The sequence below is a fragment of the Colwellia sp. C2M11 genome (genome assembly GCF_018860915.1).
GTDB lineage: Bacteria > Pseudomonadota > Gammaproteobacteria > Enterobacterales > Alteromonadaceae > Colwellia.
In genome coordinates, this window is record NZ_JAHKQD010000028.1 from 39,939 (window position 1) to 64,187 (window position 24,249).

At 35.0% G+C, this 24,249-nt stretch carries 20 protein-coding genes; 17 read left to right on the forward strand and 3 right to left on the reverse strand.

What is annotated here, in order from left to right; translation table 11 throughout:
- Positions 1–121: 121 nt before the first annotated feature.
- Entirely contained in the window at positions 122–1,324 is a 1,203-nt protein-coding gene (locus KO509_RS08220; RefSeq protein ID WP_215972802.1) for a UxaA family hydrolase, read from the reverse strand.
- Position 1,325: 1 nt separating this feature from the next.
- Entirely contained in the window at positions 1,326–1,622 is a 297-nt protein-coding gene (locus tag KO509_RS08225) for a UxaA family hydrolase (RefSeq protein ID WP_215972803.1), read from the reverse strand.
- Between the two features lie 375 nt (positions 1,623–1,997).
- Here KO509_RS08225 and KO509_RS08230 point away from each other — a divergent pair, with 375 nt between their 5' ends.
- The 12 genes from KO509_RS08230 (at position 1,998) to KO509_RS18005 (ending at position 17,279) form a co-directional block, all read left to right on the forward strand.
- Positions 1,998–4,757, forward strand: coding sequence for a TonB-dependent receptor (locus KO509_RS08230; RefSeq protein WP_215972804.1), 2,760 nt, complete (start codon positions 1,998–2,000; stop codon positions 4,755–4,757).
- Between the two features lie 92 nt (positions 4,758–4,849).
- A complete protein-coding gene (locus tag KO509_RS08235; RefSeq protein WP_215972805.1) occupies positions 4,850–7,249 on the forward strand; it encodes a PDZ domain-containing protein in 2,400 nt (799 codons plus the stop codon).
- 58 nt (positions 7,250–7,307) lie between these two features.
- Complete coding sequence (locus tag KO509_RS08240) at positions 7,308–8,768, forward strand: sulfatase-like hydrolase/transferase (protein ID WP_252727454.1); 1,461 nt, start codon at positions 7,308–7,310, stop codon at positions 8,766–8,768.
- A gap of 123 nt (positions 8,769–8,891) precedes the next feature.
- Positions 8,892–10,307, forward strand: coding sequence for an L-fucose:H+ symporter permease (fucP, locus tag KO509_RS08245; protein WP_215972807.1), 1,416 nt, complete (start codon positions 8,892–8,894; stop codon positions 10,305–10,307).
- A gap of 8 nt (positions 10,308–10,315) precedes the next feature.
- A complete protein-coding gene (locus tag KO509_RS08250; protein ID WP_215972808.1) occupies positions 10,316–10,663 on the forward strand; it encodes an L-rhamnose mutarotase in 348 nt (115 codons plus the stop codon).
- 130 nt (positions 10,664–10,793) lie between these two features.
- Positions 10,794–11,585, forward strand: coding sequence for an IclR family transcriptional regulator (locus KO509_RS08255; RefSeq protein WP_215972809.1), 792 nt, complete (start codon positions 10,794–10,796; stop codon positions 11,583–11,585).
- Between the two features lie 239 nt (positions 11,586–11,824).
- The gene (locus KO509_RS08260) at positions 11,825–14,209 is read left to right on the forward strand and encodes a DUF1566 domain-containing protein (protein ID WP_215972810.1); all 2,385 of its coding nucleotides are present in this window, start codon (positions 11,825–11,827) and stop codon (positions 14,207–14,209) included.
- Positions 14,210–14,865: 656 nt separating this feature from the next.
- Complete coding sequence (locus tag KO509_RS08265; protein WP_159820052.1) at positions 14,866–15,522, forward strand: Bax inhibitor-1 family protein; 657 nt, start codon at positions 14,866–14,868, stop codon at positions 15,520–15,522.
- A 59-nt stretch (positions 15,523–15,581) separates the two neighbouring features.
- A complete protein-coding gene (locus KO509_RS08270) occupies positions 15,582–15,950 on the forward strand; it encodes a DUF1304 domain-containing protein (protein ID WP_215972811.1) in 369 nt (122 codons plus the stop codon).
- Between the two features lie 128 nt (positions 15,951–16,078).
- Complete coding sequence (locus KO509_RS08275) at positions 16,079–16,405, forward strand: YceK/YidQ family lipoprotein (RefSeq protein ID WP_215972812.1); 327 nt, start codon at positions 16,079–16,081, stop codon at positions 16,403–16,405.
- Positions 16,406–16,456: 51 nt separating this feature from the next.
- Positions 16,457–17,062, forward strand: coding sequence for a GDSL-type esterase/lipase family protein (locus tag KO509_RS08280; RefSeq protein WP_215972813.1), 606 nt, complete (start codon positions 16,457–16,459; stop codon positions 17,060–17,062).
- A 76-nt stretch (positions 17,063–17,138) separates the two neighbouring features.
- Positions 17,139–17,279 carry a hypothetical protein gene (locus KO509_RS18005; protein ID WP_252727455.1) on the forward strand — a complete coding sequence of 47 codons (141 nt, stop codon included), beginning with the start codon at positions 17,139–17,141 and terminating at the stop codon, positions 17,277–17,279.
- A 231-nt stretch (positions 17,280–17,510) separates the two neighbouring features.
- Here the strand turns inward: KO509_RS18005 and msrA are convergent, their stop codons facing one another.
- Entirely contained in the window at positions 17,511–18,101 is a 591-nt protein-coding gene (gene msrA, locus KO509_RS08290) for a peptide-methionine (S)-S-oxide reductase MsrA (RefSeq protein WP_215972814.1), read from the reverse strand.
- Between the two features lie 692 nt (positions 18,102–18,793).
- On the opposite strand from msrA, the gene KO509_RS08295 reads away from it, so the two are divergent.
- From KO509_RS08295 to KO509_RS08315, 5 genes are all read left to right on the forward strand, one after another.
- Positions 18,794–20,287, forward strand: coding sequence for an acetyl-CoA hydrolase/transferase family protein (locus KO509_RS08295; protein ID WP_215972815.1), 1,494 nt, complete (start codon positions 18,794–18,796; stop codon positions 20,285–20,287).
- A 462-nt stretch (positions 20,288–20,749) separates the two neighbouring features.
- Positions 20,750–22,633 carry a methyl-accepting chemotaxis protein gene (locus KO509_RS08300; RefSeq protein ID WP_215972816.1) on the forward strand — a complete coding sequence of 628 codons (1,884 nt, stop codon included), beginning with the start codon at positions 20,750–20,752 and terminating at the stop codon, positions 22,631–22,633.
- A gap of 83 nt (positions 22,634–22,716) precedes the next feature.
- Entirely contained in the window at positions 22,717–23,061 is a 345-nt protein-coding gene (locus KO509_RS08305) for a 5-carboxymethyl-2-hydroxymuconate Delta-isomerase (RefSeq protein WP_215972817.1), read from the forward strand.
- A 48-nt stretch (positions 23,062–23,109) separates the two neighbouring features.
- Entirely contained in the window at positions 23,110–23,655 is a 546-nt protein-coding gene (locus KO509_RS08310; protein ID WP_215972818.1) for a histidine phosphatase family protein, read from the forward strand.
- Positions 23,656–23,663: 8 nt separating this feature from the next.
- A complete protein-coding gene (locus KO509_RS08315) occupies positions 23,664–24,122 on the forward strand; it encodes a GNAT family N-acetyltransferase (protein ID WP_215972819.1) in 459 nt (152 codons plus the stop codon).
- Positions 24,123–24,249 lie beyond the last annotated feature (127 nt).

Sequence of the window (24,249 nt, forward strand, 5' to 3'; positions counted from 1 at the left end):
CTTTTAAGTACCGCTTTCATTAACTACATTGTTAATAAAAATGTTACGTTTTACATCTTAGCTGTTTCATTATTTTAGTTAATTTCAGCTTATTCGAATTAATGGTATGAACTCTTCCTCATTACCTAAGGCAAGATGGGCCTATTGCAATAGGCTTTCCAGTGTCATTAAAGGCTTTATAAGTCAAAATAAACTCCTTGTGTCCTAATTGTTCTGACTTACTCATATTACCACTAGCAACACTAATCACTTGATCTAAAATAGTTTCCCCTACTTCAGTAACAGTAGATTTACCTTCAATTATTGATCCTGCATTCACATCCATATCTTCGCTTAAATTATTATATGTTTCAGGATTTGCGCATATTTTTATTACAGGAGATATGGCCGAGCCAACTACAGATCCTCTTCCAGTAGTAAATAAAATTAATAAAGCGCCAGAGGCAATCATTTCAACAATTTCAGCATTATCTGATATATTTGGGAAGCCGAACATTGGTTCACCGTCGGGTACGACATCCATAAGAAATAAACCTTTCTTATTAGGAAGCTCGCCTGGTTTAATCAATCCGTTAATCTTTGACGCTCCAGATTTTGCATAGGCACCCATTGATTTTTCTTCTTGAGTGGTTAATCCACCTTCGGCGTTCCCGGGTGCAAAACTACCATAGCCCATTTTAGTGTAGTATTTTTCAGCTTTTTCAACACAAGTGACTAGAGCTTTACCTAATTTTGGTGTTTCAGCTCTATCAGCCATAATGTGTTCACAACCAATTAATTCACCGGTCTCCTCAAAAATACAAGTAGCCCCTTTAGCTAATAGCATATCAAAGCAAACTCCTACAGCTGGGTTTGCACTAATTCCGCTAGTTCCGTCTGAACCACCACAAATTGTACCTATAACTAAATCTTCAATGGCTAACTCTGCGCGATCTGCTGTTGCTATTTCATTTAATATAGCTGTGCCTTTCTTAATACCTAACTCTATAGTCGTTTTGGTTCCACCACATTTTTGAATGATTAAGGTTTCTACTGGGCGTTTACTGTCAATAATAGTTTGTAATAGTTTCTCACGATTAAAACCCTCACAGCCAAGAGAAACTAGTACTACACCACCTACATTAGGGTGTGTACAAAGCTTTTCCATCATCTGTAAAGAATAGTCATTTGGGTAACAACCAGGAAAACCAATAAGTTGTACATCATCATGATCTATTTTGTTAACAATAGTTTTTGCTACATGATGTGCACACTCTACTAAATAAGCAACAATGACAGTATTTCGAATACCTTTACGGCCATCTGATCTTAGAAACCCTTTCATATTACTCTCCAATTACTAATGATTGTCTGGTATGGCTAGGAATGTAATCACTTTTCATATTATGCAAATGCACATGCTCACCGACTGCTATATCAGAAATAGCAGAGCCAATAGGAACACCGTATCGAATTATTTTTTGACCATTTTTAATCGCTTTCTTAGCTATTTTATGACCAACATCTATTGAAGTAGTTAAGGGGTACTCTAGCTTATCAATACATACGCTTTCTCCTGCTTTTGCTGCTTGACAACAGATAAAAACATTATCTGCATTATTCAGTAAAACAAATTTTGACATGTCTATTTCATCCTCTAAAACTTCAAATTAGGTATTTTTATAGGTATTGCAGTGGTGAATATATATCCAATACACTATGTTTTATATATAAAATATTATTTTATGTACAAAACATAAGTCTTAATGTTAAACAAGTCAACTTTTTTTAATTTTTATTCGATATAATAGTTCATATTTACACTTACTTTTTAAGTTAACGTGTTGATAATATGGAGTATTTAAAAAAAACATATCTTTTAAGTGTAAAAATGATTTGCATATATGAAATTATTGTGTGAGTCTATAGTTAGTTTATATACAAAAAATAATTCTAAATGTAAATAAATAGACCTTCCTTAAAGAGAAGGTTAACTTAATGATAACGGGGAGATAAAAATGAAGAGTTCAATAGGTGTTAATAGATTTGCACATAACAAGACTGCGAAGTTAGTCAATTTAGCAATAAAGGGAATGGCGATTACTGCGCTCAGTATGCCGATTATGTTCCAGGCATCTGCTGAAGAGAGTAAAGAAGAAATTGAAAAGATAACTGTGACAGGAATTAGAGGTAGTATAGCTAAAGCTACCGAAGTTAAACGTTCGTTAGATGTGGTCGCTGATGTTATTTCAGCGGAAGATATTGGTAAGTTTCCAGATCAAAATTTAGCCGAATCTTTACAACGTATTAGTGGCGTCCAGATTTCTAGAAATAGAGGTGAAGGTGACGATGTAAGTATAAGAGGTTTAAGCCCAGCATTTACACGTATTCAATTTAATGGTAGAACATTACCTTCAGCTACAGGTGGTCGTAGCTTTGACTTTACTATTTTGCCTTCAGACTTTGTAAGTTCATTAGAAGTATATAAAACACCTTCTGCAAACATGGAAGAAGGCGCTCTATCTGGAACAGTTAATGTAAAAACTCCTCGCCCCCTTGATTTAGGTAAAAGTTCGCTCATTGCAAGTGTCAAAGGTATTTATGAAGAAAACTCAGGGAAAACAACGCCTGATTTATCTGTACTTTATACTAATGTTAATGACGATAATAGTTTTGGTATAACACTCGGCGCGCATTACGATAAACGGACATTAGAATCTCATTTTTATGAAGCCTTTGGACTAGAGCCTGCCTCTGAATCTGCGAAAGGTTTGGATTATGATTTAAATGGCACTATTGATGGTTCACGATATCAATTTGATCACGCGACAAACTTTGCTCAAGCACAAGAAGATCGTGAACGAACTACTTTTTTAGCAACAGCGCAATGGCGTCCATCTGATAAAGTAGATATATGGTTAGAGGGCTTATATTCAGAATTTGATATTGCTGGCGCTAAAGCGTTGAACTCATTCCGTTGGACTAACGTTGTTGCTGGTGGTTCAGTATATGATAGCCAAATTTCAGGTGATTTAATTGAGAGTTTAGGCGTTATTGGTGTTGATAACCGTAACAATGCCAGAACTTCAGATTCAAACGATACTTTAACCTCTGTGTCTTTAGGCTCTGATTATCAGCTTAGTGATGATTGGCTTATTTCGGGGGAAATTGCTTATGCTAAATCTGAAAATGTTAGTTCGTCACTTTCACATGAAGTCATCGGCCGTGCTAATGCAGCTTATGACTTTAGTGATGACTACGCTGGTATACCAACATTAACGTATGCTTCAGGTTACGATCCTTTAGACGGTAATAGCTTTCGCTCACTTGGCTTTAATGGTGCTCTTGACCAACCAATAAGCGATAAGAATATTGATCTTAAAATTGACGTGAAACACAGTATAGAATGGAAAATGGGAGATAGTATTTCTTTTTATAATCTAGAGTTCGGTGCAAAATATAGCTCAAGAGAAAAATTTAATGGCTTTCGCAATATTGGTGTAAGTTCAGAGTCACTGGCTGGCCTTTTAGGTGAAACATTTGATCCAAGTATTGAAGGCGGGAGCTTTAATGCTGCTAACTATATGTCTGTGTATAGCCCAAGTAATTTCTTTGATGGTTATGGTGGTTCTGCCACTTACCCAACACAATGGCTTTCTGCTAATGTAGATACATTGTTATCGCATGTTTCTTTAGCTGAATTAATTGCAGCAGGCACGCTTACAGAAGGTGGTTCAAGCGTAATTGATGTCAAAGAAAATGTATTTTCTGGCTATGCAAAACTTAGCTTTACCAGTGCTGATGATCGACTTAATGGTAATTTTGGTATTCGCGTAGTTTCAACTGATCAAGAGTCAAGTGGTAATATTCCTGACTTTTCAACAGTTAAGTTTGACCAAGGTGGTGCCCAAACTTTTGTAGACACTTCTGAAAGCTCAGTTAGCCGTTCATACACTGAAGTACTGCCAAGCTTTAACTTAGCCTATGACGTTTCTGACGATGTCATCGTTAGATTTGGCGCGGCACGAGTTATGTCTAGACCTGATTTATCGGTATTGTCTCCAGCGACAACGATCAATGTAAACATTAAATCAATTAACTCAAGTAACCCAAATGTAGATGCCTACTTAGCAGATCAACTCGATTTGTCTTTTGAATGGTATTTTGAAGAAGCAGGTATGCTTTCCGTTTCACCATTTGTTAAATTTATTGACTCGTTTGTTGTTTCTTCAACAAACCAAGAAGAGGTAACTTATACCAACTTAGATGGCAGTAATTCAAAAACAGAAACGTTTACACGATTTTTGCCAGATAACGGTAAAGGCTCAGACATGTATGGTTTTGAAGTGAACTGGCAGCAACCACTTGATATTATTGTTGAAGGTCTTGGTTTTATGGCCAACTTTACTGTGGTTCATGCTGATGAAATTCAAACAGCAGAAAATGGTCCACTATTGACCTTAGATGGTTTATCTGAAACAAGTTATAACATGGTTGCCTATTATGAGAACGAAACCTTCGGAGCAAGATTAGCTTATAACTACCGAGATAAATTTGTAAACAATGGTACTAACTATTTTGGTGATGGTTCATTTACTAATGAATATAAACAGTTAGACTTTTCAGCTAGTTACAATGTAACAGAGAATATATCAATTGATTTTGAAGCACTTAACTTAACTAATGAAGTTCAAATACAAACTAACTCATTAGGTGTTAACCGTGGTTTAGAAGATGTTGGCAGTCGTTTCACTCTCGGTGTTAGGGCTTCATTTTAAAGGGAGTTAATCTTTTAATATAGCTCAGGAGATAGCAAGTTCAGCTATCTCCTTTTTCAATTATTATCCAAATTTAATCTTAGGTGTAGTCAATGCGTATTCTTATATCGTTTATTAGTCTCTTTTTATTTTCATGCTCAGGAATGAATGAAAGTTCAGAAAAGGAAAGTAACTCTTCTATTAGCACGACAGAACGCTTAATTGTTTATCCTGAAAGCCAACAGGACAAAAATGGTTTCAGCTTAGATGACGCTCTGGCGAAAGCTAAAATATTATTATCAGCGAAAAAGAATGTTGAAATAAGACTAACTTCTGGCACCTATTACTTAACAAAACCTATTATTCTGGGTCCTGAATTTTCAGGAACCAAAGAACAGCCTTTTATCATCCGTGCAGATGAAAATGCGACGGTAATCTTGAGCGCTGCAAAATTATTAGATGTTAATTGGCAAACTAATAACCAACTGATGAAAGCTCAACTTTCGGTTGATAAAATAGACCAATTATACATTAATGGACAAAAACAAATTAGCGCACGCTTTCCTAATTTTGATTCATCGGTACAAGTGTTTAATGGTTATGCTGCAGATGCCATTTCACCTGAACGTGTCGCCACATGGAAAAATCCTAAAGGTGGTTTTGTTCATGCTCTACACGAAGGACGATGGGGTGGAATGCATTACTTAATCAAAGGGGTTACTAATCAAGGTGAGCTGACCCTTGAAGGTGGTTTTCAAAATAACCGTCAATCACCTATGCATAAAAAATACCGCTATGTAGAGAATATATTTGAAGAGTTAGATGCCCCTGGTGAATGGTATTTCGATCAAAACTTGTCGGTCTTATACTTTTATCCCCCCGCAGATTTAGACTTAAGTAATGCTAGAGTTGAAATATCACAGCTAGATAATTTAATAGAATTACGCGGTAACTCAAAAAATCCAGTAAAACATATTAATATACATGGTTTAACGTTTACCCAAACTAATCAAACATTTATGAAAACTAAAGAGCCACTTTTACGCAGTGATTGGGCTATTTACAGAGGTGGGGCAATATTATTAGAAGGTACAGAAAATATTCATATTTCTAATAATGAATTTAACAATCTAGGCGGAAATGCCATTTTTGTTAGCAACTATAATCGTAATGCTAATATTTCTGGCAATCAGATATTTGATATAGGGGCCAGTGCTATTAGTTTTGTTGGTAATGCCTCTGCCGTTAGATCCCCTAGTTTCGAATACCATGAGTTTGTTGATATTACTAAAATGGATATGAAGCTAGGGCCAAAAAATGAAAACTACCCTGCTCATTCAATTGTTAGTGATAATTTAATTCACGACATTGGTTTAGTTGAGAAACAAGTTGCTGGCGTGCAGCTATCTATGTCATCAGATATTACGGTTAGCCATAACTCGATCTATCGAGTACCACGCTCAGGTATCAATGTAAGTGAAGGAACTTGGGGCGGCCATATTATTGAATATAACGATGTTTTCGATACTGTGTTAGAAACCGGAGATCATGGTGCATTTAATTCATGGGGCAGAGATCGTTTTTGGCATCCAGAACGTGCTGAAATGGATAAATTAGTTAAAGAGCACCCTAATTTATACAAAGCTGACGTACTTAATCCAATTATAATAAGAAACAACCGCTTTCAGTGTGATCATGGTTGGGATATAGATTTAGATGATGGTTCTTCCAACTATAAAATTTACAATAATGTTGCGTTAAGTGGCGGTTTAAAATTGCGTGAAGGCTTTAATCGCACCGTTGAAAACAATATTCTTTTAAATAACTCTTTTCACCCTCATGTATGGTTTGAGAACAGTGATGATACTTTCCGCCACAACATAGTATTAGCAAGCCACAAGCCAATATTAAATAACTATTGGGGGAATGAAGTCGATAAAAACTTTTTTACCACCGAGCAAGCCTTACTAAAAGCTCAAAAATTGGGACTGGACTCTCATTCAAAATTTGGTGACCCAAAATTTATAGCACCTGAAAAAGGTAATTATCAAGTCAGTAAAAATTCACTCGCGCTAACCGTCGGTTTTACTAACTTTCCTATGGATGAATTTGGTGTAACAAGTGAAAAGTTAAAAGCAAAGGCAGAAAAACCAGAATTCCCTAATTTATATCTCAATGCTAATGATGTCTCTAACTCAGCCGATTTGGAGTTATTTGATGCGACCTTTAAGTCAGTAATGACACTTGGTGAACAGTCAGCTTTAGGTATCCCCGAAATTGCAGGAGCGCTTATTCTAGAAATTGTTCCTAATGGTAAGGCGCATTTAAGCGGATTAAAAAAAGGTGATGTTATTTTACGTGTTATCGATAGTGAGTTTGGTGGTATGGATAAAATTACAACTATTAAAGATTTGTTGACCTCATACCGTTCGCGTAAATGGCGCGGTAACTTAGAGGTGGTTATTATGAGAAATCAACAAGAACAACTTTTAGTTATTAATTTACTCGATTGATATTTTATTTCAGTTTTTTATTAGCAATTATTTAGAGGCAAACATGGTAATCAATAGAATGTTAGTTAAATTTGTTGGCGCTTCACTACTAACAATTTTCAGTATGTCAAGTGCTTACGCACAAAATAGTAAACCTAATATATTATTTATTTTAACCGACGATCAAAGCTTTGATGCTTTAGGTAGCGCAGGCAATACTGTAATAAAAACACCTAACTTGGATAAATTAGCTGCCCAAGGGACAAAGTTTACACATGTCTATAATCAAGGCTCATGGTCTCCAGCCGTTTGTGCTCCAAGTAGAGCAATGATTAATACAGGACGAAATTTATTTGAAACAGGTATGCAAAACCGAAAAATCCCTCTTAATGCTAGGCCTGATTACCCACTGTGGGGAGAAACATTTAGGAATGCTGGCTATGAAACTTTTATCACGGGCAAGTGGCACATCTCGCGAGACGCATTGCTACGAAGTTTTAGTGTAGGTAAAGCGGTTCATGAAGGCGGTATGACTTATGATCATTATAACGCTGTCATGCTAGATATTAATGATTCTGAAAATAGAGTTTCTGCAACCTACCCATCGAAGAAACATACGAGTGAATTAATTGCTGATGAAGCTGTTAATTTTTTGCAGAAAAATAAAGCAATTCAAGATAAACCTTTCTTAATGTATGTCGCTTTTTTAGCGCCTCATGATACACGACAATCACCAAAAAAATTTCTTGAAATGTATTCCAAAGCATCAATACCGTTGCCAAATTCTTTTAAGCAGCAACACCAATTAGATCAAGGTGATTTTTGGATTAGAGATGAGAAATTACTCAGCATTCCAAGAGACAAAGATAAAACAAAACAATTTATCGGCGAATACTATTCAATGATCACTCATTTGGATGAGCAAATCGGTCGGATACTTGATTCACTTGACTCATCACCTTATGCAGATAATACCCTTATTGTTTTTACTTCTGACCATGGTTTAGCGGTAGGTCGTCATGGATTATTAGGTAAACAAAATCAATATGACCATAGTGTTCGTGCCCCATTTATCATTGCGGGAAAAAAAATTACTAAAGGAAAAACACTTAAAGGTAGTATTTATTTAAATAGTATTTTTCCAACAACAGCTGAATTAGCAGGTATTGAAATTCCTAACACTGTACAAGCACAAAGTTTTGTTCCTTTATTAACAGGTGAACAAGATTCAATGAATAAATATATTTATGGTGCTTACCGTCATTTTCAACGCATGGTTAGAACGGATGATTTAAAATATATTTACTATCCAATGATAAAAGAAACTCAGCTTTTTGATTTACAAAATGATCCTGAAGAATTAATTAATATAGCTACCAATCCCAAGTATTCTAAGCAGCTAGTAGATATGCAGAGTAAGCTTAAGGAATTAATGACAAAATACAATGACCCTGTCGATCTTGATAGTCCAATGAAATCATACAGTGAAGCTGGCTTTAATACTGATGCTTGGTCGCTTCAGTATACAGAATATCATTAACAAGCTAGAAAGTAATCATGTCAGATTAATTTTGTATTAAAGCTAGAGATGATCCTTATTCCTCAAGCTAATGAAGTGCGTTAATTCTTTATTATTTGAATATTTACATTGAAGGAAAATTATATGAGTAAACATACGAGTTCTGAAGTATTAGCTGAATCAGACACTAAACACTCGCTTGTCGCACCTGGGATGTTAATTCCATTTTTAATGATTACTGCTTTATTTCCGCTTTGGGGATTTGCAAATGATGTTACGAACCCTTTAGTTAAAGCGTTTAAAGACATTTTTCTCATATCAAACACGCAAAGCAGTATGGTGCAATTTGCCTTCTATTTAGGTTATGGGATTATGGCTATTCCTGCGGCTATTTTTATCCGCAACTACTCGTATAAAGCTGGAATTCTATTGGGGCTTGTACTATATGCTGCAGGGGCAATATTGTTTATTCCTGCGAGTATGTATATGGAGTTTAACTTTTTTCTCGCAGCGCTTTGTATTTTAACTTGTGGCTTGGCCTTACTTGAAACAACAGCAAACCCTTATGTGTTATCTATGGGACATCCAGATACGGCAACTAAACGTTTAAATTTAGCACAAGCATTTAATCCTATAGGTTCGTTAACAGGAATGTTTGTTGCTTCGACACTAATCCTCAATAAGTTACAAGTTGAAGAGTTTAGAGCAGCAGAGAAAGCCGCTCACCCAGAATATAATGATTTATTGCCATCGGTGGTTGATGGTAAGTTAACCGAAGCATTAAAGAGTTTTTCAGTTGATGACCCCATTGCTCATCAGGCAATGCAAGCTGCAGATTTGGTAACCGTTAGAGGTCCATACGTGGCCATTGCCACTATTGTTACCGTATTGTTTTTTATTTTTTTATTTTATAAATTGCCTAATACCATGTCGCATAAGGCGCCGTTAACCTTGCATGAATTAAAAGCAACCTTTGCGCGTTTATTCAAAAATAAAATATACAGGGAAGGCGTTATTGCTCAAGCTTTTTATGTTGGGTCGCAAATCATGTGTTGGACCTTTATTATTCACTATGGCATGACTGTTGTAGGCTTAACGTCATCACAAGCACAAAACTATAACATTATCGCCATGAGTATATTTTTAGTTAGTCGATTTTTGTGTACTTTCCTTCTTGGCTATATGAAGGCAGCACAATTATTGATGCTACTTGCCATTGGTGGCAGCAGTTTAATTGTTGGTGTGATTTTCTTAAATGGTTTTGCTGGTTTATATTGCTTAATTGGTGTTTCCGCGTGTATGTCGTTAATGTTTCCTACTATTTATGGTCTTGCGCTACAAAATATGGGCGATGATGCAAGCCTAGCTTCTGCCGGTTTAGTGATGGCGATAGTTGGTGGGGCGCTAATGCCACCGTTACAGGCGTCTTTGATTGATGCTGAGCCTTTGATTCAATCTATTCCATCAGTTCAAACTTCATTCATTATGCCTCTGATATGTTTTGTTGTTATCGCTATATTTGGCTATAGAGCCTATTTCATTCATCAACCTAGGAGGTAAAACCACCGATGAATAAACAATATTGTTTAACATTAGAGCTTCAAGATGATGATGAACTTATTAAGTTGTATGAGGTTTATCATCAAGCAGGTAATGTATGGCCTGGAGTTATTAAAAGCATAAGAGATTCTGGCATTAAGCACATGGCTATTTATCGGCAGGGTACTCAGCTTATGATGATATTAGATGTTGATGAGACTTTTAGCTTCGAACAAAAATCACTGAGTGATTTGGGTAATGAGCGAGTTCAAGAATGGGAGTTACTCATGGAGAAATTTCAGAAAATTGAGCAAGGTAACTCTACTAAAAGTAAGTGGAAACTTGTAAATAGAATTTTTTATTTGGATGAACATTAGTTTTTACTTTACGTGATTTGAATAACAAATTTCATTTCATATATACAAATTTTTTTATTGATTGATTATGAGTTATAATTACAATTAATACAGTTAAGCTACTCAACTACCTTGTTGAAATGGAAGTCAAATGACTGAAAAAAATACCACTAAAGAAACTGGCTCACGCAAGAAACATTATTCAGCTCCGGCACTTGAAAAAGGCTTAGATCTATTAGAATTACTTTCTTATGAAGTTGATGGTCTTAATATCGCAGAAATTACTCGCAGACTCGATAAATCAGTAGGCGAATTATTCAGGATGTTAGCGGTATTAGAGCAACGCGGTTTTATTGAAATGCCAATGGGGAGTGACAGGTATAGATTAACATTAAAAATGTTTAGCTTATCTAATCGCTTTCCTCCAATAAAAAGATTAACGTCTTTAGCTAACCCATTAATGCAAAGTCTTTCATATACAATTGAACAGTCTTGTCATTTAGTTATTTATTATGAGGGTAAAGGGCATGTTATTGTTCAACAAGACTCTCCATCTACTCGTATTTTTAGTGTTAGGTTAGGAGCTGAGGCGCCTTTAATGAATACCTGTTCAGGTCATTTGCTACTTGCATTTTCTAGTCCTGAAAGAAGAGAGTTGATGCTAAAGAGAATACCTAAAAGTCATCCTAAGCCGAATAAAAAAGCATTAAACAATATAGTGACAAAAATAGCAGAGCAGGGTTTTGAAAAAATTATCAGTGCACAAGCTCAAGGTGTTGAAGATATTGGTTATCCTGTTTTTGATGATACAGGTCAAATAGCTGCTGCACTAGTAGTACCTTTTATTGGTTTTCTTGATGGTTCACGTTTAGTTAGTTCAGATTCAGCTCATGAAAAAATTAAAGCTACTGCGGAAGATATGTCGCGATTGTTAGGTTATTAAGCGGTATTTATCATTTTGAGTATTTAGTTATTAAATTTTATTTTAGTATCTTTTTGCTTAAGCTGATAAAAAGTAGATAACTAATAGTACTCATGTGTGAACTTCAATTTTATAACGGAGATAGCTATTTGCTTGAGTAAAGTTTTGTAAATTACCTGAAAACAACTGCATAGCTTTGTATAGTCACCCAAGTTAAAGAATATGAAATCATTATATTCTTGCAATATTGGGTGTTTACTATGAAAAAAACCATCATTACAGGACTTCTATCGGGGTTTGCGATATTTCTATCCGCTTTTATTTTTTTACCAACTGTTAATGCTGCTGAGCAACTTACCGCGACCATTATTGGCTCAGGTTCGCCGATTTATAATGAAAGCCGTGCAAGTGCTAGTACGTTAATTTCAGCAGGTGATACCCATATTTTAGTCGATATGGGAAACGGCACACAGGCTAATTTGAATAAATTAGGTTTTGATGTCCGTAACCTTTCTGCATTAATGTTCACTCATCATCATCTTGATCATAATGAAGAATTTGTACCTATGTTCATCCGTTTGTTATTAGGGCGAGGTGATTTCAACATTGTGGGGCCGCCTAATACTGTTACGCTTACCGAGTCAAATTTAAACTTTTATGAAGAGGATATCTCATACCGCTTAGGTAAAACTAATCGAAAAATTTCAGAGCGTGTGAAAGCCTTTGAAGTGAATGATTTAACCGGTGGGGAATCCTTTAAGATTGGCGATATTCTTGTTACTACGTTGAAGGTACCACATACTATTTATACCCTTGCTTATCGTTTTGACTATCAAGATCAAGCGGTTGTTATTACGGGAGATCTTACTTATTCTGACGAGTTACCAACACTAGCCAAAAATGCCGATTTTATGATTATAGATTCAGGCGGTATGGTAATGAAAGATGGACGTCGTAATACGAATAAAGGCAATAAAGTTAATAAAAATGGTAGTCAAAGTCTTCGTGGTAAAGGGAAACAGTCAACAGAGCGTGCCCATCTTAATTTAGCCGACTCAAGTAGTATGGCAGAGCAAGCGAATGTTAAAAATTTAGTGTATACCCATTTTAATGCTACTACGGTTGATACGGTTGCCAGTTTAAAAGAAATTCAAAAGAATTACCGTGGTAATGTAATTTTTGGTGAAGACTTAATGGTTATACAAGCAGGCATTGTTTCGGTGCCAACTGCACCGTTAATATCAACTTCTAATTTGCCTAAAGTAGATAGCAGCTACGCTATTGTTGATACTGGGCAACGAATTGCTTATAGCAATAATGATATTATTTCATTACCGGCGGATAATGATAAGTTTTTCGGGCAAGATTCAAGTTATATCATTAATGCACCGTCTTATACTGACAATAATGACGGCACTATAACCGATAATGTTACAAGCTTAGTATGGCAAAAAGATATGGGACAGAAACTATCTTTTGAGGAAGCGTTAACAAAAGTTAATGAAGTGAAATTAGGTGGCTATAGCGACTGGCGCATACCTACAATTAAAGAGCTTTATTCGTTAATTCAATTTTCAGGCAGTGTGAAAGGCGAAAAAGCGCTTTATCCTTTTATAGACACAAGATTCTTTACTCAACCTATTGGTGATACAAGTTCGGGCGAACGTGAGATAGACGCGCAAACCTGGTCGAGTACTGAGTATGTTGCTAAAACAATGAAAAATGATGATACGGTTTTTGGTGTTAATTTTGTTGATGGCCGTATTAAAGGTTATCCAAAGTATAATCCACGTAGCAAAGCAGCTAATAAAATGTACTTTAGGTTTGTACGAGCTAATACTGATTACGGCAAAAACAGTTTTGTTGATAATAATGATGGTACGGTATCAGACACTGCAACAACACTAATGTGGCAACAAGCGGATAGTACGCAAGGACTAAACTGGCAAGAGGCACTGGAATATGCACAGCAATCGACGTTAGCTGGTTACAATGATTGGCGTTTACCTAATGCGAAAGAGCTACAAAGTATTGTTGATTACACACGTTCACCAGAAACCTCAAATTCAGCAGCGATAGACCCTATATTTAAGGCTTCATCAATTAAAAATGAAGGTGGTGAGCTAGATTATCCGTACTATTGGAGTTCAACGACTCACCTTGATGGCCCTGTACCAGAATCAGGTGCTGTTTACGTTGCTTTTGGTAAAGCTTTAGGTGAAATGCAAGGTAAAACAATGGACGTTCATGGTGCGGGGTCGCAGCGTAGTGATCCGAAAACGGGCGAGCCAATGTCTAGAGGTCCACAAGGTGACATGATTCGCGTTGAAAACTATGTACGTTTAGTGCGTGGTGGCGAAGTTAGTATTGCAACAGGGGAATTATTAGAAGTAAAAAGTGAATATAACAATCCTAGTTCATTACAAAGCAGTTCATCACTAAGCAATTCTATATCGAAAAACACAGAAAAATCGCTAAATAGTAGCAATAAATTCATTAATCGCTTTGATAAAAATAATGATGATAAGGTTGAATTGTCAGAGTTTAAGGCGGGTGAACAACGCTTTAAGCATTTTGATAAAAATAACGATGGTTTCATCAGCGCAGATGAAGCACCAACCGGACCACCGAAAGGTGATCATTAAAATATTATTGATTTATTTACTAATTACGGCGGTTTCTATGCTACCTTTTACTGATAATGTTGGGGATAACAAAGATGATAACCGTGTCTATGCAGCAATTTCAGTCATCTTTTGTGGCTGTATTGCAAGGTGAATTATCCTAGTTTGCAAAGTTTAGGCTAGTACCTTAAAGCCCTAACTAATAAAATTAATAAGCATAAAGACGTTTCATCACAGGTTGAAATATAGTTATGCTTTTTACCTATTGTTAGCGTTATTAGGAGTTTTAATAAAATGTATTCAGCAGAGCTATCAATTTTATTCTTAAATTTAATTATTATTTTACTTGCGTACTTCTCTATCTATCCAAAATTAGCAGGCAACAGCTTTAATAGAATTTCTTTTTATGACATTTTCACATCTGGCTTTGCTTTGTGCGTTGTTGGATTTAATTACTGGGAAAGTGGGCATCAATTCAACTTGTTATTTTATCCAGTAAACTGGTTTTGGTTTACGCTGTTAACTTATGCGGCAATAGAAATACCAATTATGCTTTTGTACTTTAAAAAATATAACGTTAAGCTATGAATAACGCTAAAACAAAACATACAGTAATGGGTTTTTCAATAAAATAGTTGATTAGGCTTATGGGAAGTTAATGTAAATAAGGAAATGAAATGGATGTAGATGTATTTAGTAGAACAGAAACGAGTGACAAAATAATAGGCGCTTCAACTTACAACTTGGTTATTGGTTTGACGCTGATATGGGGTTTTGCCATTAACTGGTTTATGGTGCAAAATATTTCAGTTGAATCTATTAGTAATATCAATCCAATAGTTTTTTTTATTGGTTATTTTGCCTCGTGTTTTTTCGGTATTTATTTGTTTCGTAAATCTGACAGTCCATTAGTTAGCTTTATTGGTTACAATTTTGTGGTTGTTCCTTTTGGGCTAATTATTAATTTAGTCGTTAGTCAATATAACCCCGACATTGTTCTCGAAGCGATAAGAGTTACGGGCATGGTAACCTTTGTTATGATGTTGTTAGGTTCAATGTATCCTGCGTTTTTTAATAAAATAGCCGGGGGGCTTACTATTGCTCTGTTTTGTGTGATTGTAGTAGAGCTAATTGAGATATTTATATTTAATACGCATCATGGCATTTTAGATTGGATTGTTGCCGTTATTTTCTGTGGTTATATTGGTTACGATTGGGCAAGAGCAAATGCGATCCCAAAAACATACGATAACGCGGTTGATAGTGCCGCGGCTTTATATATGGATATTATTAATTTATTTATACGTATACTAAGAATATTGGGCAGAAAATAGTATTTGAACTAATAATAAATAACGAATTGCTCAATCGAGAGAATATGGAAAATATATATATGAAATTATTAGCAAATATTTTTGTTTTTTTTGTGGCAATAAGCCATGTTGGCATTTTAGTTTTAGAAATGTTTTTTTGGAATCACCCTATTGGGCAAAAAATATTTTTGATGACGCCTGAAGTCGCAGAATCATCAGCAGTGCTTGCTATGAATCAAGGTCTTTATAATGGTTTTCTTGCCGCGGGCTTGTTTTGGGGGCTGATCATCAGTCGTTTTGATATTAAAGTGTTCTTTTTATCTTGTGTCATCGTTGCCGGTATATTTGGTGGCCTTACTGCAAAAATGAGCATTATATTTACACAAGGGTTACCAGCATTAATTGCTCTAATTTTTGTGATTATCAGTTCCCGTAAAACTGTTCATTAATAGTGTGTTAGGCTCGGTGGTGCTTGCAAATAAATCATTCAAGCATCACATTTACAGTCTTTTCCATTTTAAATTAGCTTTAGTTTTATAATACCTTATTCCATTATTCACCTAAGAAGTAAGCAGATATGAAAGTACTCACTGTTTTTTTGTTCACTTTGTTTATATGCTCATGTGCAACAATTAAAACGATTAATCCTTACAATAACCATATTAATATCTCTCATTTTGGCAAGAAAAGTTATTGTAAAGATATACCAAGAATTTATAGTGGTATTTCATACAACCTTTGTCTTATGTACGGGGAACCAAGTAACAAAAAAAACATAGGTAGCTCTGTTAATAATGTTCCCTTAGTGTTTATTGATACGGTTTTCTCTGCCGTTTCAGATACAGTTGTTTTACCCTATACCATCGTTATGCAGGCTGAAAAGGGCGATATTAAGGTTAATTAATAAAAACTTCAGTTTCATTACTAAGTACACAAAGGGCGAGTAACTCATTATATGTATTGTCGATTTAAATCAATTGTTATCTTAATCTTTTTGTTTATTGTTATTGTTGGTTGTTCAGAGCAAAATAAAACAATTAAATTAACGCAAGACAGTGTCATTCTTGCTTTTGGTGATAGCCTTACTAAAGGCACAGGGGGGACAGTAAATAAGAGTTATCCAAATATTTTACAAACAACCTTAGGTATCACGGTAATCAATGAAGGTATACCTGGTGAAACAAGTAGTAAAGGTCTACAGAGGTTAGACAAAACACTTAAATTAACAACACCAAGCCTTGTTATTTTATGCCATGGTGGAAACGACATTCTTAAAGGTTTATCCAAAGAAAAACTTGAACATAATTTGGCACAGATGATTGAGTTGATTCAGTCTTATGGCGCAGAAGTCATGTTAGTTGGTGTGCCCAAACCTTCAATCAATTTATCAACGTTACCCTTATATGAAAGGTTAGCGAGCCAGTATATGTTGGTGTCTGATCTAAAAAGTTTACCTGATTTACTTAAGCAGCGAAGTATGAAGTCAGATAGTGTCCATTTAAATGACAAAGGTTATCGTCAATTAGCGTTAAACCTGGCCGCTAAAATTCAAATTATTTAATGTAAATAACTAATATCTATCAGGGAGTGCTCAATCAATGAAACTGGTATAAGTTTTTTTTGAGCAAGCATTTGTATTGTCCTTTGTAGATTTCTGGCCTGAGTATACGGCATTTACCAATCAAGGAATTGATGGTGGTTTTTATCAGTCAGACTTCACGCTAACAACAGCTAGCGGATCTGCTTTGCTAGTGTTACTAAGCGATAACCTTGAATAATTTCTACGTCTTGTTGAATCAGTGGAAGGGAAAATTACTAAACCTATGTTCTCTTTTCCTGGCGGTCTTAGATTTCAACTTACTGACCCCTATGGTAATGAATCACCGGTATGGGCGAAAGCTAGTGAATCGTTTGAGCCTTGCTTAGCTAATATTTAGTTATTATCCCACTATATTAATTTTTAACAATATAGTGGGAATTATATTCTCTAATGCTTTTATATTATATTTCTAGTGAGTAGCGTTTTCGCCCCAAATTTCTTGTAAGCGTTTATCTCGACCACAACCCCAACGATAAGCGTTATAACGAACAGGACTATTTTTATAAAAGTCTTGGTGATAGCTTTCATCTCCCTTAATAGGGTAAAAAGTACCAGCAGCTAAAATAGGGGTAACAACGAGTTGATTTGGGAACTTTGCTACAACAGCTTTTTTTGTCTGTTCAGCTAATGCTCTTTCTTGTTCATTGGCAACAAAAATGGCACTTAGGTAGCTTGGTCCTTTATCGCAAAACTGGCCTTTAGCATCAAAGGGATCAATATTTACCCAAAAATGGTCCAATATTCCTTGATAGCTTACTTTTTTTGGATCATACGTTATTTCAACTGCCTCATAATGTCCGCGATGATCGCCTTGATAAGTAGGATTTTTTACTTTACCCCCTGTAAAGCCTGAAACAACCGAGGTAACGCCAGGTAATTTTTCAAAGTCAGATTCCATACACCAAAAACAACCGCCAGCTAAAACGGCCTTATCTGCATTCGCTATGGATGTATAAAAAAGTAACGATGTTGATAAAACTAATCCAAGTATTTTTTTCATAAAATTTCGCTCTAATTAATATTTATATAGATGTAATTAATAGACCTGAACTAGATAAAAAATATTTCAATAACAGTTAAATTTTAATGAAAAGTTAGGGTAATTTCTTATATTTGAATGAACAAAAAAGATACAAATTCAACGTGTGAAAGTAGGGCTTTTTTTGTATAAATATTAACCATTTTGTTTTTTTATTTGCATAAAAAAAGTACTGAAATTTATAAAAATAGAGTAAAAGTTCTAATTTTTTTATGAATTTCAAAAAAAAATTATGCATCAAAAATAAATGATTTAAAAAACATGGCTATCTCTGAAGGCTAGTAATAACAAGGGCTTCAAGTTTTTTGTTGTTTTATCAAGTCAAAAAAAATTTATTAAAAATTATCTAAGTTTCCTTGAGGTTCGCATGGAACACTTGGCAGTTAGATTAACAAATACTACAATACGGCCTTACTAAAATACGACAAGGATGCATTTTAGTACAAGTTATTACGCAGTTGAAAAAAATAATTTCAAGCAGTTAATTGCGTAAAAAATGTGTCTGTTTTATCGGGGTAAATTCATTCTCTATGTTAATTACTAATTCGCAAAATGACATACTAGCAATCTAATATGTACTGAACAGTAAAAACCTCATAGATAATACATACGTCATAAAATCTCTATAATCTTAAAAATAAAAGTGGTTGAATATGCAATTAGAACGCATTCGAAATAGTGAGTTACATCAAAAAATAATGTCGGCGGAAGAAGCTTGTGATTTCATTGAAGATGGAATGACAGTCGGTATGAGTGGTTTCACTCGTGCAGGAGAGGCTAAAGCAGTTCCTAAAGCATTGGCAGAAAAAGCAAAATTAAACCCTATGAAAATCAATCTAATGACAGGTGCATCATTAGGTAATGATTTAGACAAACTGTTGACGGAAGCAGGTGTTTTAGCACGTCGTATGCCATTCCAAGTAGATAACACATTACGTAAAGCGATCAATAATGGTCAAGTAATGTTTATTGATCAACATTTATCTGAAACTGTAGAGCAAATGCGTAATAAACAATTGCCTCTACCTGATGTAGCCGTTATCGAAGCTGTTGCAATTACAGAAGATGGACACATCGTCCCTACAACTTCTGTAGGAAATTCTGCAAGTTTTGCTATTTTCGCTAAAAAAATAATCGTTGAAATTAACACGTTGCATCAGCCAGAGTTAGAAGGTTTACACGATATTTATATTCCTTCTTACCGTCCAACGAGAACACCAATTCCATTAGTGAAAGTAGATGATCGTATTGGTAGTACTGCTATTCCTATTGATCCAGCAAAAATCGCTGGTATTGTTTTCACTAACCAAAGTGATTCATTCTCTACGGTTACTGACCCTGATGAAGATACGGCAAACATTGCAAAACACTTAGTTAACTTTTTTGAACAAGAAGTTGCAGAAAAACGTCTTCCTGAAAATTTAGGGCCACTACAAGCAGGTATTGGTAACATTGCGAATGCTGTAATGATGGGACTATTAGATTCTGACTTTAAAGATCTAACAATGTATTCAGAAGTTTTACAAGATTCTACATTCGATTTAATGGATGCAGGTAAACTAGACTTTGCGTCTGGTTGTTCTATTATTTTATCTGAACGTTGTAATTCACAAGTATTTAATAACTTAGAAAAATATAGAGACAAACTTGTTTTACGTCCTCAAGAGATGTCTAACCACCCTGAAATTGTGCGTCGTCTAGGCATTATTGCAATAAACACAGCATTAGAGTTTGATATTTACGGTAACGTAAACTCAACGCATGTTTGTGGTACTAAAATGATGAACGGTATTGGTGGCTCAGGTGATTTCGCTCGTAACGCAAACCTTTCTTTCTTCGTAACTAAATCAATTGCTAAAAACGGTGCAATATCAAGTGTTGTTCCTATGGTTAGCCATGTTGATCATACTGAGCATGATGTTGACATTTTAGTAACAGAGCAAGGTCTAGCTGATTTACGTGGTTTAGCTCCACGTGAAAGAGCAGTAGAAGTTATTAACAACTGTGTTCATCCTGATTATCGTGAAGCAATGTTAGATTACTTTGAGCGTTCTTGTGAGCGTGGTGGACATACCCCTCATTTACTTGAAGAAGCTTTCAGCTGGCATACTCGCCTTGAAACTACAGGTACAATGAAAAAAAGTTAATTCGTTATAATGCTAGATGTTAGCAACTAACGATATAAAATTTTTTAGTCTCATAAAAAGCTCATTTTATTTAATAAAATGAGCTTTTTTTATAAATGAAGTTTAAGTTTCTATAAATAAAAATTAATGGCGCTTAAGCATAAAGGCATATATTTATACAATAGCAATAGATAAATTTGTATAACTCTACATTAAAGAAAGCGAATTATTAAACACTCATGAGATAAATCAAAGAAAACATTACTGCCATTTTAATACTAGCCATAATCCACTATGGATAAAATTTCACAGTTAACTCGTATGATCAACGTTATGGAATACCAAAATATACGGGTGTTATAAAATAAATTAAATGCTCTTATATAATATTACTTAATTATTAACATAGTGTTGTATGATAGAGAATAGTCTCCGCTCAATAAGTCCAACTAATTGTAATTATAGTATTTAAGGAAAATAATCATGAGTATTTCAATAGGGTTTAAGCAAAGGATAATGTTGGCTTCGACGCTGTTAGTGGCCGTTTCTTTGTTGGTTACTAATTGGCTTGATTATACTAATAATCGCAATAAAAGTATGGCTAGGGTTGAGCAACAGGCAAGTTCAGAAATTAATCGTATCAAAAATGATATCAATATATGGCTAACTAACAGTATGACTGTTGTCTCTAATGCGAAAGAGCAGCTTAATAGTAATGATACAGATAAAAAAATAGAAATTGCTAAACTGCTGGTGGCTTCCACACCTTTAGATGCTATTAATTTTGCAGACAGTGATGGCTTAACTATTGGTAATGCAGGTGTTATTAAGGACTATGATGCTAAGCAAGAAGCATGGTATCAAGATGCTAAATCTGCCAATCGGTTAATGATGACAGAAATATATTTTGACCAAGGTATATCTGATAAATATATGTTTAGTTTTTTAGATGTCCAAAACAATGGTGTTATTGGTGGGGACATATTTCTAGAAGCTGTAAATGCCTTTATCAATAATGTTGATTTTTATGGTGCTAATGTAAGCCTTTATGATGGTAAGGGTGGGCTTATTAGTACATCAGGAGAGGGAGCTTTTGGTGATAGAATTTCTGATAATAAAGCGTTAATAAATATTGAACAAAAAGTGTTATCCACTAGTAGTGGCACATATCGTTATGAAGATGATGGTGATAAACATTATGCTGCATACTCTGAATTAGACTTACTTGGCGGTGGTAAATGGCACATTGTTATTGATATTGATGAATCGATATCTTTCGCCTTTTTAGATGAACTATTGTTTTCTGCCATGTTAACCACATTCATCTTAATCGTATTAACAGTGATACTGTTAATTTTTACTCTATCAAAAATATATACACCAATTATAACGCTAAAACAAAGAGTTGAAGATTTAGCTAAAGGTAATGGTGATTTAACTCATCGTATAGAGGTTAAAGGAGATGACGATTTAGCAAAAATCGCTGAATCAGTTAATACGTTTATCAGCCAGTTACAATCAATGATGATTCAAATTTTAGCTTCATCAGATCATATTTCAAAAGAAATTGATCAACTTAAAAATATGTCAGATTTAACTGCTCAATCTCTAACAATACATAGTAGTGAAACCGAACAAGCAGTGACCGCAATTACTGAGATGAGTGCTTCTGCCAGTACGGTTGCAGATAATGCGAAACAAACAGCATTAAGTACCAAAAAAGCAAGTGACGAAGCTTTATCATCTAAAAACTTGGTGCTTACATCTTCACAAAGTGTAGAAACCTTAGTAAATGAAGTTGAGTCTGCAGCAGCATGTATTAATACCATGAACGATAATACACAAGAAATTGTATCGGTATTAAGTGTTATCGGCGCAATTGCTGATCAAACGAATTTATTGGCTTTAAATGCTGCAATTGAGGCAGCACGTGCAGGTGAACAAGGACGTGGTTTTGCAGTTGTAGCGGATGAAGTTCGCTCTCTTGCTGCACGAACGCAATCGAGCACTGCTGAAATCAATGATTTACTTGCTAAATTAACCAGCGATGCAGCACTGGCGGTTAAAGCAATGGATTTAACGAAAGAAAGTTGTCAATCAACTACCGACAATACATTATTGGTTGGGACAGGTTTAGATGCTATGGCGGGTTCTATTATTGAAATCAATGAATTGAGTACTCATATCGCCACGGCTTCTGAAGAACAAAGTCATGTAGCAGAAGAAATAAATAGAAATATGGCTTCAATCCAAGAAATGGTAGTCAGCTTGACCGAAAACGGTTTATTAACGGTCGCAAGTACAGATGAATTGTTAGCAGAGAATACTCAATTGGTTAATTTAGTCAGTCGTTTTAAATTGAGTTAATGAATAACTCTGATAGTGTTATAAATCTGTAAATTAAAACTTTATAGGTTCGTAAGTAATATAAATCATAGTAAGGAAAGTTAATGCCACATTTTGTAATGGACTGCTCAGAAAGCGTCCTTGAATATCACGATGAAGAATTTATTATTGAACAGATACATCTTATTGCAAACTCTACAGGTTTGTTTGATGAAGGTGATATAAAAGTCAGAATGAACCCATTTAAAAAATATTCTGTAGCGAATAAACGTGAAGATTTTATTCATGTATTTGCGCATATAATGCAAGGACGAACTACAGAGCAAAAGGCAAATTTATCGAAACAAGTAGTTAATAAATTAGTGCTTTTGTTTCCAGAGATCCCTAATATAGCAATGAACATTAGTGACTTTGAAAAGGCTACTTATTGTAATCGCGCTATGTTGTAGTGCAGCCTATTTTTAATCTTACAAGAATTTATAAATGTTAAGTTACTTATGGAAATCATTTTAATTCGACACGGGAAGCCAACGTCAGCCAACAATCCGATGGTGAATGCTGCTGAGTATGCTAAATGGATCAGGCGATATAATTTTTCAGACGTTGCTGATAATAGCCGGCCTAAAAGTATAAATACTAATTACATATCACAGTACACGATATCAAGTGATTTAAAACGAGCAATACACTCTACAAATATTTACGTGGGTAAAAAACCAGATGAAATTAATAGGCTTTATAGAGAAATGGATATACCTAGATACAAACTGCCATTTAGCTTAACCGCTTGGCAGTGGGTATATTTTTGTAGAGTGCTATGGATGTTTGGTTTTACAGGTTCATTTGAGATTTTTAAACAAGCCAAACAGCGCGCTAATATTGCGGCGAGCGAATTAATAAAAGCAGCTAATAAGCAAAACACGGTAGTATTGTTTGGCCATGGATTTATGAATCGTTATATTAGAAAATCACTTATTCAAGCCGGTTGGACGTTAACATCTAAAAGTAATGATTACTGGGGTGTTACTCGCCTTAAAATTTGATGAACATTATGAAATTAGCAACACCAACTGATCTGCAACTTGTTGAGTTAATGTCTTGGTTTACGAGTGAAAAGGAGCTCACGGTTTGGTCTGGCCCCAATTTTAGCTATCCCTTTGATCTAAAATCGTTTAAACGTGATTTAAAGCTTAACACTTTAGCGTCATTTTCGATGGTTTCAAACGAAGGCGATTTGCTAGCATTTGGACAATATTATTTAAGGTTAGGTAAGTGTCATCTTGGCAGGTTAGTGGTTAATCCTCGCTTTCGGGGGAAAGGAATTATTGCTAGTTTGATAAGTCAGTTGAGCGTTTTAGGTAAGTCAGATTTAAATACGCAATCATGCTCACTATTTGTTTTAGCTCATAATAAAAATGCAATTAAGGCCTATACCAAGCTTGGCTTTTGTATTACCGCTTATCCAGAAAAAATAGCATTAGCAAATTGCTTATATATGGTGCAACAATAACTACAAAGTAGAAGGTTAACTTCAAGCTATTTGTTCGCACACGCCTTATAAAAACAGTATTTGTTTATCCACATCATCATACTTTTCGTTAGTTCCATTAGTCCATTAGCTCTGTTAGTGAAGCGCT